The organism is Stenotrophomonas sp. SAU14A_NAIMI4_8 (assembly GCF_003086695.1).
In the GTDB taxonomy this organism is placed as follows: domain Bacteria; phylum Pseudomonadota; class Gammaproteobacteria; order Xanthomonadales; family Xanthomonadaceae; genus Stenotrophomonas.
The window spans coordinates 826,999-838,665 of record NZ_CP025999.1; the positions used below are offsets into that span (position 1 = coordinate 826,999).

The window sequence follows — 11,667 nt, forward strand, 5'->3', positions numbered from 1 at the left end:
TTCTGCAAGGTCAGCCGACTAACAGTCGGCTCTACCCGTCGGCTCTACCCGTCGGCTCTAGCCGCCGGCTTTACTTCAGCTTGGCGTCGGCGCGCAGGGCGGCGGCGCGGTCGGTCTTCTCCCAGGAGAAGGCCGTGGCGTTGACGGTTTCGCCTTCGCCGTTGAGGTAGCTGAACTCCTTCGGCTTGCGGCCGAAGTGGCCGTAGGCCGCGGTCTGCTGGTACATCGGGTGGATCAGGTCCAGCATCTTGATGATGCCGTACGGGCGCAGGTCGAAGTGCTTGCGGATCAGCTTCTCGATCTTGTCGTCGCTGATCTTGCCGGTGCCGAAGGTGGTGACCGAGATCGAGGTCGGCTCAGCCACGCCGATGGCGTAGGAGACCTGCACTTCGCAACGGTCGGCCAGGCCGGCGGCAACCACGTTCTTGGCAACGTAGCGGGCCGCGTAGGCAGCCGAACGGTCGACCTTGGACGGATCCTTGCCGGAGAACGCGCCACCACCGTGACGGGCCCAGCCGCCGTAGGTGTCGACGATGATCTTGCGGCCGGTCAGGCCGCAGTCGCCCACCGGGCCGCCGATCTCGAACTTGCCGGTCGGGTTGATGTGGAACTTGGTGCCCTTGTGCAGCCACTTGGCCGGCAGCACCGGCTTGATGATCTCTTCGCGGACGGCCTCGATCAGGTCCTTCTGCTTGATGCCCGGGGCATGCTGGGTCGACAGCACGACCGCATCGATGGCCGAGACTTCGCCGTTTTCATAGCGCAGGGTGACCTGGCTCTTGGCATCCGGGCGCAGCCACGACAGCGGCGAGTTGCGCTTCTTGCGGATCTTGGCCTGCTGTTCCACCAGGCGGTGCGACAGGTGGATCGCCGCCGGCATGTAGCTGTCGGTTTCGTTGGTGGCGTAGCCGAACATCAGGCCCTGGTCGCCAGCGCCCATTTCTTCGGGCTTCTTGCGGTCCACGCCCTGGGCGATGTGCGGCGACTGCTTGCCGATCAGGTTCAGCACGCCGCAGGTGGCGCCGTCGAAGCCGACGTCCGAGCTGTCATAGCCGATGTCCGTGATGACCTTGCGGGTCAGCGCTTCCAGGTCGATCCATGCGCTGGTGGTGATTTCACCGGCGACGATGGCAACACCGGTCTTGACCATGGTTTCGCAGGCCACGCGGGCGCGCTGGTCCTGGGTCAGGATCGCGTCCAGCACCGCATCGGAGATCTGGTCGGCAACCTTGTCCGGATGGCCTTCGGAGACCGACTCGGAGGTGAAGAGATAGCTGGACATCAGGCGGTATATCCCTTGATTCGGATGGAAAGATGGGCGCGCATGATACACGGGGTGCGCCGCCTGTGCATTGTGAACCCAGACAGGTTGCCGGTGGTTAAGGCGGTGTGCCCATCTTCACGGGTCCTGCGGGGCGCAAGTACCTGATGTTGCAGGGGCAGTGTTCCATTGGCGTGACCATTGGCAGGCCGGCGGGGCGGGGGGATGCGCGGGGCGGGACGGTCATTTTTCTGCCGCCAAACCGCCATCTGCCTGCCTTGGCCGGGGCGCAGGCTCTGCGCCAATCCGGCCGCCGGGCACCCGCGAGCACGCCATGCAGGAACTGCAGCAGCGCCTCCAGCAACGCTTCCCCGAATGGTTCCATGGCCGCCGGGGGCAGCTTGCCCGGCCCCTGCTGCGCGGTATCGGTCGCTGGTCGCGGCTGGACCGCATCGAGGCCTTCCTGCAGCGCAGCGAGGGCCTGCGCGGTTTCGATTTCGTCGCCGCCAGCCTGGATTTCCTGGGCAGCCCGTACCAGCTGGAAGCCGGCGCACTGGATCGCATTCCGGCGCAGGGGCGGCTGCTGATCGTGGCCAACCATCCGTCCGGGGCGCTGGACGCGCTGGCCCTGCTGGATGCGGTGGGCCGGGTGCGGCGCGATGTCCGCATCGTGGCCAACGACCTGCTGGGCGCGCTGGCGCCGCTGCAGGAGCTGCTGCTGCCGGTGCGCATGCTGGGCGGCAAGGTGCAGCGCGCCAGCCTGCAGGCGGTGGAACAGGCGCTGGCCGCCGAACAGTGCGTGATCGTGTTCCCCGCCGGTGAAGTGTCGCGGCTGTCGGTGCATGGCATCCGCGATGGGCGCTGGCAGCGTGGCTTCGTCCGTTTCGCCCGCGCATCGTCGGCGCCGGTGCTGCCGGTGCGGGTGCAGGCGCGCAATTCACTGCTGTTCTACAGCGCCTCGGCCTTGTTCAAGCCGGCCGGCACCGCCTTGCTGGCGCGCGAGATGTTCGCCCGCCGCGGGCGCCCGTTGCGGCTGCAGATCGGCCAGCCGATGCAGCTCGCCCACGGTGATGCCAGCGCCCAGCTGCTGGCGGTGCGGCGCGCGCTGTATGCACTGCGCTGCAGCGACGCGGCCGCGCCGGCGCAGGAACCGCTGGCCGCACCGCTGCCGCCGGCCGAGGTGGCCCGGGCTGTGGCGACGGCCCAGCTGCTGGGCCAGACCGGTGACGGCAAGCAGATCCTGCTGGCGCGCTGCGCAGCGGGTTGCCCGCTGCTGCTGGAACTGGGGCGCCTGCGCGAACTGACCTTCCGCCGCGTGGGCGAGGGCACCGGTCGCGCGCGCGATCTGGACGCGTTCGATCTGGACTACCAGCACATCGTGATCTGGGATGCGGTGGCGCAGCGCATCGCCGGTGCCTACCGCATCATGCGCGGCGCCCAGGCGCTGGCCCGTCGCGGCCTGGGCGGCCTCTACAGCGCTTCGCTGTTCCGTTATTCCGACGATGCGATTCCGCGCATCGCCGAAGGGCTGGAACTGGGACGCAGCTTCGTGGTGCCCGAGTACTGGGGCAGCCGCAGCCTGGATTATCTGTGGCAGGGCATCGGTGCCTACCTGCAGTGCCAGCCGGGCATCCGCTACCTGTTCGGCGCGGTGTCCATCAGTGCGGCACTGCCGCGCGATGCGCGTGAGCAGCTGGTGGCCTACTACCAGCGTTACCACGGTGGCGCGCAGGGCCTGGTCGAATCGCATCGCCCGTTCCAGTATTTCGCCGCGCCGCCCAGCTACGGTGAACTGGACGCTGCCGGTGCCTTCGAGGTGCTGAAGGCCAACCTGGCCGCACTGGGAACGGTGGTGCCAACGTTGTACCGGCAATACACCGAGCTGTGCGAACCCGGTGGTGCCCGCTTCCTGGCCTTCGGTGTCGATCCGGATTTCAGCGATTCCATCGACGGCTTGATCGAGGTGGACCTGCAGGCGATCCGGCCACACAAGCGCAAGCGCTACCTGCGCGATGCGGGGGCGGTGGCATGAGCGGGGTGGCGCCGCTGCCGCCGCGCCATCGGGCCGTGTTCGTGTCTGACGTGCACCTGGGCTCGCCGCATTGCCACGCCGCAGAACTGGCGGGCTTCCTGGGCCGGTTGCGCTGCGAGCGGCTGTACCTGGTGGGCGACATCATCGACCTGTGGTGGATGGCCCACCGCGGCGCGCGTTGGCGGCAGTCACACAGCGATGTGGTGCAGGCCCTGCACGCGCTGCACAGGGCAGGCACCGACATCATCTACATTCCCGGCAACCACGATGCCTCGCTGCGCCAGGTCTGCGGCATGATGCTGCCGGCCATGCAGGTGCGCCGGCGGGCCATCCACGTGACCGCCGATGGCCGCCGCCTGCTGGTGGTGCACGGTGACGACTACGACGGCGCCACCCACTTCGGCGGCCTGCAGGAGCGCTTCGGTGATTGGCTGTACTACCGCATCCTGACCGGCAACCGCCTGTTCAATGCGGTGCGGCGCCCGCTGGGGCTGCGCTACTGGTCGCTGTCCGAGTTCCTGAAGCGGCGCAGCAGTGCCGCCGAGCGTTACATCCAGCGCTTCGTGCAGGCCGGCCTGGACGATGTGCGCCGGCGGGGGCTGGACGGGATTGTCTGCGGGCACATCCATCGCGCGGCGCTGATCGAACGCGATGGCCTGGTCTATGCCAACGATGGGGACTGGGTGGAAAGCCTGAGCGCGCTGGCCGAAGACCATGACGGCGCCTTGCGCCTGCTCGACCACACCGGCCGGACCCTGGTCGAGTTGCCAGGCGCACGCATCCGACATGCCGCCTGATGCCGCGCGAGGGGTAGAGTCGACTGTCAGTCGACTATCGCGCGCAGCGCGGGATTTTCGCGGTATGACGGAAGAGCAGTCGACTGACAGTCGACTCTACCGTCGTTCCGTCGTTCCGTCGTTTCGCCGTTCCGCCGTACGTCGACCCTGCGCGCGCCTTCGCGCTAGCATCGCGGCATGGACTCATTGACCCAGATCGTACTCGGTGGCGCGGTAGCTGCTGCCATCGCTCCGCCCGGCCATCGCCGCGCGGCCCTGTTGGCTGGCGCGGCGCTGGGCACCCTGCCGGACCTGGACGCGCTCTGGCTTGGTTTCACCGCCAGCGACCCGGTGGCGAACATGGTCGAGCACCGCAGCTTCAGCCACTCGCTGCTGGTGCTGCCCTGGGTGGCCGCCGCGATCTGGTGGCTGTTCAAACGCTTCGGCCATGGGCGCGTGGCGCAGGCGCCAGTACGCTGGTTCTGGGCGATCCAGCTGGCGCTGGTGACCCATCCACTGCTGGATGCGTTCACCGTCTACGGCACGCAGTTGTGGTGGCCGCTGCAGCCGCATCCTGCAATGGGATCCAGTGTGTTCATCATCGACCCGGCCTACACCGTGTGGCTGCTGCTGGGCTGCGTGCTGGCCTGGTTCGGTCGCGCGCGGCCCTGGGCCGGCAAGGTGCTGGGCATGGCGCTGCTGGTCAGCAGCGCCTACCTGGGCTGGGGGCTGGTGGCCAAGGCGCAGGTGGACAAGGCTGCGCAGCAGAGCCTGGCCGCGATGGGCCTAGGCGATGCGCCGCGCTTCTCGGTGCCGATGCCGTTCAACACCCTGCTGTGGCGGGTGGTGGCGATGACGCCCAGTGGTTACGTGGTGGGCGACCGCTCGCTGTGGGCCGACGGTGGGCCGATGCAGTTCGAAGGGCATGCCTCGAACGTGCAGGCGCTGCGCGAGGCCGCGCACCTGCCTGCCGTGCAGCGCCTGCAATGGTTCAATCGCGGCTTCATGCGCGCGCAGGTGGTCGATGGCACCCTGGTGCTGAGCGATCTGCGCATGGGCCTGGAACCGGACTACACCTTCAACTTCGCCGTGGCCCGCCAGGCCGACGGACAGTGGCAGCCGATCGTGCCCGAGCAGCGCCGCACCGATTACAGCAGCCCGCAGGCGCGGGCCGCGATGAAGGGCCGGCTGGCGATGATGTGGCAGCGCATCTGGCACACCCCGTAGATCCACGCCATGCGTGGATGGGTTCTCAATACACCGTGGCGCGGCCCTGCACGAACGAATAGAAGAACACCGCGTTGGGATCGTTCTGCACCAACCGGAACTCGCGGCGCATGCCTTCCACGGTCTCCTCATCCACGGCACCGGCCTGCAGCAGCTGGTCGGCCGCCGACAGCAGCAGCTGTTCCCAGAACGCAATCATGGTCTTGCGGCGCGCCGGTTCGCGGTTGTCCAGGTGGATGGTCTTGATCTCGGTATGCACGTCGCGGAAGCCGCCGGCCAGCAGCAGGTTGCCCAGCTTGGCGCCGACGAACGGGTCGCCGCCGTGGTCGTATTGGAAGTCGTTGAAGGCCATCCAGTAACGCCAGATATGCGGCGAATACGGATCGAGCAGGAACGAGGCATTCATCACTTCGGTGATGTACACCGGCGAACCCGGCGCCAGTACGCGGCGGACTTCGCTCAATACGCGGGCCGGCGAAGGCACGTGCTCCAGCACCCAGCACAGGAAGGCCGAATCGAAGCTGCGGGCCTCGAACGGCAGCTCACCGGCATCGGCCTGCTGCAGGGTGTAGCGGTCGCTGCACCAGGGCGTGCGCGCCAGGTTCTCGCGCGCCGTGGCCAGCTGGGCCTCGCTCAGGTCCACGCCGGTCACGTGCAGGTCGGGGAAACGGCGCAGCAGGATCTCGGTCTGCGCGCCCACGCCGCTGCCCACTTCCAGCAGGCGGCGGGCGCCGCTGTAGTCGATCTGGCCGAAGATGCTTGATTCCAGCAGGCGTGCCTGGGTCATCAGGCGCTGCTGTTCGGTGCCGGAAAAACCGTGCAGATAGGTGGGGGAAGAGATCGGCGGGGTCATGGCGGGCTCGTGTGGCGGTCGAGTTTGCTGGGGAGCGTCGAGCTTGCTCGATGCAGGGTGCGTAGAGTCGAGCTTGCTCGACTGTTTTGAAGATCAGTCGAGCAAGCTCGACTCTACAAGTGCGGTGGTCGAGCAAGCTCGACTCTACCAATGCGGTGGTCGAGCAAGCTCGACGTTGCGAATGGGCTGTGGTCAGGCGGCTGTGGGCATGGCCGGCTCCCCGGCGATCAGGCGGTCGAAGTATTCGGCCGTCAGTGCGATCTGGCTGGCTGGGTCTTCGGCGCGGTTCACCACGGCGCGGAAGGCAGCGTTTTCCGGGCGGTCCTTGGCGTACCAGCCCAGGTGCTTGCGGGCGATGCGCACGCCCTGCGGTTCACCGTAGAACGCGTGCAGTGCATGCAGGTGGCCCAGCAGGATGTCGCGCACTTCGGCCAGCGACGGCGGCGGCAGTTCCTGGCCGGTGGCCAGATAGTGCGCCACTTCGCGGAAGATCCACGGCCGGCCCTGTGCGGAACGGCCGATCATCACCGCGTCCACCCCGGTCTGCTGCAACACCTGCGCCGCCTTCTGCGGCGAATCGATGTCGCCGTTGGCGATGACCGGAATGCGCAGCGCGGCCTTGATCTCGGCAATGGTGCTGTATTCGGCCTGGCCGGTGTAATGCTGGTCGCGGGTGCGGCCATGCACCGCCAGCGCGGCAATGCCACTGTCCTCGGCGATGCGCGCAATCAGCGGGCCATTGCGGTGGTCGCAGTCCCAGCCGGTGCGGATCTTCAGGGTGACCGGCACCGGCACCGCGTTCACCACCGCCTCCAGGATGCGCGCCACCAATGCCTCGTCGCGCATCAGCGCGGAACCGGCCCAGGCGTTGCACACCTTCTTGGCCGGGCAGCCCATGTTGATGTCGATGATCTGCGCGCCGTGGTCGACGTTGTAGCGGGCGGCCTCGGCCAGCTGCTGCGGCTCGGTGCCGGCAATCTGCACACTGATGGGAGCAGGCTCGCCGTCATGGTCCATGCGGTGGATCGATTTGCGCGTGTTCCAGAAGCGCGGGTCGCTGATGGTCATTTCCGAGGCGGCCAGACCCGCACCCAGCCGTTTGCACAGCAGGCGGAACGGCTTGTCGGTGACGCCGGCCATGGGCGCGAGCACGACGTTGGGGGCAATGGTGTACGGGCCGATCTGCATGTGCCCATTGTAGGGCGCGGGCGGGGCGAAGGCCCGCTGCCAGGGGCGCCCATTCAGGCCGATCCGGACCGAGGTCATGCCGCACGGGAATCAGCAGATGCTTGACGGTTGCTTCCACCGCCCCAAGGGCTGGGCCATGGTAGGCGGCTGGGTCAGGCGCTAACGCCCATCCACGCATGGCGTGGATCTACTGCCCCTACAGTCCGATCATGGTGGGCGGCGGGACACAGAAAACCCCGGGCATTCGCACGCCCGGGGTTCTCCTTCACGCATGGCGTGGATTTACACGTCAGCCGGGGTGAAGCGCGGCATGGCCGCGGCGGCGCCTTCCTTTTCGGTGGAACGGCCGGCGAACTGGTTGGCGAAGCGCACGTGGCGCGCGAACGGGGCGTCCGGCACCTGGGCGATCGAAGCGGCCAGTGCGCCGTTGAACGCGTCACCGGCACCGGTGGTGTCGATCGCCTGCACCTGTTCGGCACCCACGCGGTAGTAGGGCTGCGTATCGCCGCGCAGCTGCTCGTCGGCATGCGACACGAACACACCCACCGCACCCAGGGTGACCACCACGGTGCCGTTGCCCACCAGCTTGCGGCACAGCGCATGCAGGCTGGCGCCGTCCAGTGCGGCCACATCGTCGGCGTCCACGCGCTCGCCCACGTGGCGGCCGAGCAGGGCGGCGAACTCGGTCTCGTTCGGGGTGATCACATCGGCCAGCTTCAGCAGGCCGATGCTCGAGGGGGCGTCGGCCGGGGCCGCGTTGAGCACGGTGGTCACACCGGCTTCGCGGGCGGCGGCCAGCGCCGCTTCGATGGTCTGCACCGGCGATTCCAGCTGCACCAGTACCACCTTGGCGCCGGCCAGCAGGGCCTGCTGCTGCTGCAGGAAGTCGGTGCTGAGGGCGGCATTGGCGCCGGGGCCGATCACGATGGTGTTGCGGCCACGGGCATCCACGTAGATACCGGCGGTGCCGGTCGGCTCGGCGCTGGCCTCGGCGATCAGGGCGAAGCCGTCCTGCGCGGCCAGGTCACGGGCCATGGCGCCACCGGCGTCGTCGCCCAGCGCGCACAGGAAGTGCGTGTCGGCACCGGCACGGCTGGCGGCAACCGCCTGGTTGAAGCCCTTGCCACCGGGGCCGGTGCTGTAACGGCCGGCAATGGTCGCACCCGGTGCCGGCAGTGCTTCGCACCGCCACACGTGATCGACATTGAAGGAACCGACGACAACGACACTGCTGCTCATAGGGAATCTTTTCTCAAACAGGGGTTCAGCTGAAATGGGTCAGCACGCCGGCGATGGTGGCCGTCATGAAGGTAGCGATGGTACCGCCCAGCACCGCGCGCAGGCCGAACTTGGCCAGATCGTGGCGACGTTCCGGGGCCAGGCCACCGATGCCACCGATCTGGATGGCGATCGAACTGAAGTTGGCAAAGCCACACAGCGCATAGGTCGCGATCAGGCGGCCTTCGTCGGACAGGCTCACGCCGGCCACCTGGCCGTTCACGATCTGCGACAGCTCGGTGTAGGCCACGAACTCGTTGATCACGACTTTCTGGCCGATCAGCGAGCCCACCGTGGTGGCGTCGGCCCACGGGGTGCCGATCACCCAGGCAATCGGCGCCAGCACGTAGCCGAAGATGGTGGACAGGTTGGTCGGCTTGCCGATGGCGGCAGCCAGGCCGGTCACATCACCGATCCAGGTCAGCGGGGCATTCAGCAGGGCGATCAGGGCGATGAAGGCCAGCAGCATGGCGCCGATGTTCAGGGCCAGCTTCAGGCCATCGCCGGCGCCGGCAGCAGCGGCGTCGATGATGTTGCTGGAGGTCTTCTCCACTTCCATCTTCACCGTACCGCGGGTCAGCGGGGTGCCGGTTTCCGGAATCAGCAGCTTGGCCACCACCAGGGTGGCCGGCGCGGCCATGATGCTGGCGGCCAGCAGGTGCTTGGCGTAGAACGCCTGCTGCACCGGGTCGCCACCGCCCAGCATGCCCACGTAGGCCGCCAGCACGCCGCCGGCGATGTGGGCCATGCCGCCGATCATCATGGTCAGCAGCTCGGACTGGGTCATCTTCGGAATGTACGGGCGCACGGTCAGCGGCGCCTCGGTCTGGCCGATGAAGACGCTGGCGCAGACACTGGTGGTTTCCGCGCCGGACACGCGCATCACCTTGGTGATCGACCATGCCATCACGCGCACGATGCCCTGCATGATGTTCAGGTGGTACATCACGCCCATCAGCGCCGAGAAGAAGATGATGGTCGGCAGCACCTGGAAGGCGAAGATGAAGCCGTAATTCTTGGTGTCCATCAACGAGCCGAAGATGAAGCCCGAGCCTTCGTTGACGAAGCTCAGCACCTTCACGAAGCCCTTGCCCAGGGCGTCGAACACATCACGACCGCCCGGCACCAGGATCACCAGCGCCGCGAACGCGATCTGCAGGGTGATGCCGGTGACGACCAGTTTCCAGTCCACCGCGCGCTTGTTGTTGGAAAACAGCCAGGTGATGCCGATCAGCACCGCCAACCCGAACAGGCCGAAGCCGATCCTGCCCAAACCTTCGACCATGTGGTGACTCCCCTGGGGCGTCGCGAAAAACGGGAAGCCTAGTGCAGGGCAGGGGCCGGAGCAAGGAAAAGCCGCCTGCCGGTTCCCATCGGCACCGAACAAGCCAGCAACGGCAAGGGCTTGGCGGTTGCCGGGACAGGTAGAATGGGGGCTCGATCCCGGCCCGGATGCGGGCCTGCAGCAGGAGATTGTCATGCTCTACCGTCGCCTGGGCTCCACTGGCCTGCCGATTTCCGCCCTGTCCTTCGGCGCCTGGGTGACCTTCGGCGACCAGGTCGCCCGGGACGAGTCGCGCAACCTGGTGGCCGCCGCCTGGGATCATGGCATCAACTTCTTCGACAACGCCGAGGGCTATGCCAACGGCCGCGCCGAGCAGGTGATGGGCGATGTGATTGCCGATCTGCGGCTGCCGCGCGACGGCTACTGCGTGTCCAGCAAGGTGTTCTTCGGCAGTGCCAAGGACCCGCGGCCGACCCAGCGCGGCCTGTCGCGCAAGCATGTGACCGATGCCTGCCACGCCGCGCTCAAGCGCCTGCGGGTGGACTATCTGGACCTTTATTACTGCCACCGCCCGGATCCGGACGCGCCCATCGCCGAAACCGTGCACGCCATGGATACCCTGGTGCGGCAGGGCAAGGTGCTGTACTGGGGCACGTCGGAATGGTCGGCCGCGCAGATCCAGCAGGCGCTGGAAGTGGCCGCGCGGCACAACCTGCAGGGCCCGTCGATGGAGCAGCCGCAGTACAACCTGCTGCACCGCGAGCGGGTGGAAGTGGAATACGCCCCGCTGTATGAAGCGCCGGGCCTGGGCACCACCATCTTCTCGCCGCTGGCGTCGGGGCTGTTGAGCGGCAAGTACGACGATGGCATTCCCGCCGACGCGCGCCTGGGCCGTGACGGCATGGGCTGGCTGCAGGACCTGGTGCTGGGCGACAACGCTGCCGCGCGCCTGGCCCAGGTTCGCCGCTTCAGCCAGGTCGCCCGCGAGCTGGGGCATGCCCCGGCCAGCCTGGCCATTGCCTGGTGCCTGCGCAACCCGAACGTGTCCAGCGTCATCCTCGGCGCCAGCCGGGTGCCGCAGCTGCTGCAGAACCTGCAGGCGCTGGACGTGCTGGCGCAGATGGACGAGGCCGGCTGGGCACGGGTGGAAGCCGCGTTCGTCTGATCGCCCTGGTGGCGCCGGACCCGCGCGCCACGCCTTGCGTAGAGTCGAGCTTGCTCGTCTGCTCCTGCCTTTGCCTTTCGTAGAGTCGAGCTTGCTCGACTGCTCCTGAGCAAGCGCAGTCGAGCAAGCTCGACTCTACCCAATCAATAGCCAATGTCTATTGAAATTAACAATTCAATAGATAATCTCATTGCCCGAATTGAGAATGGTTGTTGATTGTCAACTGAGAATCATTATCATCTATCGCGTCCCTCGCACGAGTCCAGACGCTCATGAATGCTCAACCTGTACTGCTGCGCCCCGAAACGCTGACCCTCCGCGACCGCCCGGTGCGTGCCGTTCCGGCCGAAGAGGTCATCGACAGCGAAGCCCTGCTCAAGGGCCGTCGTGAAATCCTGATCCAGCACGGCGACCGTTTCTATCGGCTGCGCCACACCAGCAACGACAAGCTGATCCTGACCAAGTAACGCGGCCTGGTCGCCCGCACCCCTCCCACCTGCCGGTCCGCTGGCAGGGTGGGCGACCCGTCCGCTCCCGCTCTCTCCCCCTCGGCTGTCCGTGCACGTTCTGCGTGCCGGTGGCCGGGGGTTCCCCCTGTGTGC

10 protein-coding genes are annotated in these 11,667 nt (G+C 67.3%); 5 read left to right on the forward strand and 5 right to left on the reverse strand.

Translation table 11 applies throughout. From position 1 onward, the window contains the following. Nucleotides 1-70 precede the first annotated feature (70 nt). Nucleotides 71-1,282, reverse strand: a complete 1,212-nt coding sequence (gene metK / locus C1930_RS03590) for a methionine adenosyltransferase (protein ID WP_108748558.1) — start codon at nucleotides 1,280-1,282, stop codon at nucleotides 71-73. 313 nt (nucleotides 1,283-1,595) lie between these two features. On the opposite strand from metK, the gene C1930_RS03595 reads away from it, so the two are divergent. The 3 genes from C1930_RS03595 (at nucleotide 1,596) to C1930_RS03605 (ending at nucleotide 5,296) form a co-directional block, all read left to right on the forward strand. Continuing rightward, entirely contained in the window at nucleotides 1,596-3,293 is a 1,698-nt protein-coding gene (locus C1930_RS03595) for a GNAT family N-acyltransferase (protein ID WP_108771112.1), read from the forward strand. Further along, nucleotides 3,290-4,090, forward strand: coding sequence for a UDP-2,3-diacylglucosamine diphosphatase (locus tag C1930_RS03600; protein WP_108771113.1), 801 nt, complete (start codon nucleotides 3,290-3,292; stop codon nucleotides 4,088-4,090). The genes C1930_RS03595 and C1930_RS03600 overlap by 4 nt, the downstream gene beginning before the upstream one ends. Nucleotides 4,091-4,267: 177 nt before the next feature. Then, entirely contained in the window at nucleotides 4,268-5,296 is a 1,029-nt protein-coding gene (locus C1930_RS03605; protein WP_108771114.1) for a metal-dependent hydrolase, read from the forward strand. A gap of 25 nt (nucleotides 5,297-5,321) precedes the next feature. On the opposite strand, the gene C1930_RS03610 is transcribed toward C1930_RS03605, so the two are convergent. From C1930_RS03610 to C1930_RS03625, 4 genes are all read right to left on the reverse strand, one after another. Further along, nucleotides 5,322-6,149, reverse strand: a complete 828-nt coding sequence (locus C1930_RS03610; protein WP_108755440.1) for a class I SAM-dependent methyltransferase — start codon at nucleotides 6,147-6,149, stop codon at nucleotides 5,322-5,324. Nucleotides 6,150-6,341: 192 nt separating this feature from the next. Next, the gene (gene dusB / locus C1930_RS03615) at nucleotides 6,342-7,337 is read right to left on the reverse strand and encodes a tRNA dihydrouridine synthase DusB (RefSeq protein ID WP_108757641.1); all 996 of its coding nucleotides are present in this window, start codon (nucleotides 7,335-7,337) and stop codon (nucleotides 6,342-6,344) included. 282 nt (nucleotides 7,338-7,619) lie between these two features. Continuing rightward, nucleotides 7,620-8,576 carry a ribokinase gene (locus C1930_RS03620; RefSeq protein ID WP_108752205.1) on the reverse strand — a complete coding sequence of 319 codons (957 nt, stop codon included), beginning with the start codon at nucleotides 8,574-8,576 and terminating at the stop codon, nucleotides 7,620-7,622. Between the two features lie 25 nt (nucleotides 8,577-8,601). Next, a complete protein-coding gene (locus C1930_RS03625; protein WP_108748564.1) occupies nucleotides 8,602-9,900 on the reverse strand; it encodes a nucleoside transporter C-terminal domain-containing protein in 1,299 nt (432 codons plus the stop codon). Between the two features lie 193 nt (nucleotides 9,901-10,093). Here C1930_RS03625 and C1930_RS03630 point away from each other — a divergent pair, with 193 nt between their 5' ends. After that, a complete protein-coding gene (locus C1930_RS03630; RefSeq protein ID WP_108752206.1) occupies nucleotides 10,094-11,065 on the forward strand; it encodes an aldo/keto reductase in 972 nt (323 codons plus the stop codon). 272 nt (nucleotides 11,066-11,337) lie between these two features. Beyond that, complete coding sequence (locus C1930_RS03635) at nucleotides 11,338-11,532, forward strand: hemin uptake protein HemP (protein ID WP_108748566.1); 195 nt, start codon at nucleotides 11,338-11,340, stop codon at nucleotides 11,530-11,532. Nucleotides 11,533-11,667 lie beyond the last annotated feature (135 nt).

What these genes read in the sequence shown, in the direction of transcription:
- C1930_RS03625 (WP_108748564.1), bottom strand. Translation starts at nt 9,900, where the DNA reads ATGGTCGAAGGTTTGGGCAGGATCGGCTTCGGCCTGTTCGGGTTGGCG.
- C1930_RS03605 (WP_108771114.1), top strand. Translation starts at nt 4,268, where the DNA reads ATGGACTCATTGACCCAGATCGTACTCGGTGGCGCGGTAGCTGCTGCC.
- C1930_RS03635 (WP_108748566.1), top strand. Translation starts at nt 11,338, where the DNA reads ATGAATGCTCAACCTGTACTGCTGCGCCCCGAAACGCTGACCCTCCGC.
- metK (WP_108748558.1), bottom strand. Translation starts at nt 1,282, where the DNA reads ATGTCCAGCTATCTCTTCACCTCCGAGTCGGTCTCCGAAGGCCATCCG.
- C1930_RS03630 (WP_108752206.1), top strand. Translation starts at nt 10,094, where the DNA reads ATGCTCTACCGTCGCCTGGGCTCCACTGGCCTGCCGATTTCCGCCCTG.
- C1930_RS03600 (WP_108771113.1), top strand. Translation starts at nt 3,290, where the DNA reads ATGAGCGGGGTGGCGCCGCTGCCGCCGCGCCATCGGGCCGTGTTCGTG.
- dusB (WP_108757641.1), bottom strand. Translation starts at nt 7,337, where the DNA reads ATGCAGATCGGCCCGTACACCATTGCCCCCAACGTCGTGCTCGCGCCC.
- C1930_RS03595 (WP_108771112.1), top strand. Translation starts at nt 1,596, where the DNA reads ATGCAGGAACTGCAGCAGCGCCTCCAGCAACGCTTCCCCGAATGGTTC.
- C1930_RS03620 (WP_108752205.1), bottom strand. Translation starts at nt 8,576, where the DNA reads ATGAGCAGCAGTGTCGTTGTCGTCGGTTCCTTCAATGTCGATCACGTG.
- C1930_RS03610 (WP_108755440.1), bottom strand. Translation starts at nt 6,149, where the DNA reads ATGACCCCGCCGATCTCTTCCCCCACCTATCTGCACGGTTTTTCCGGC.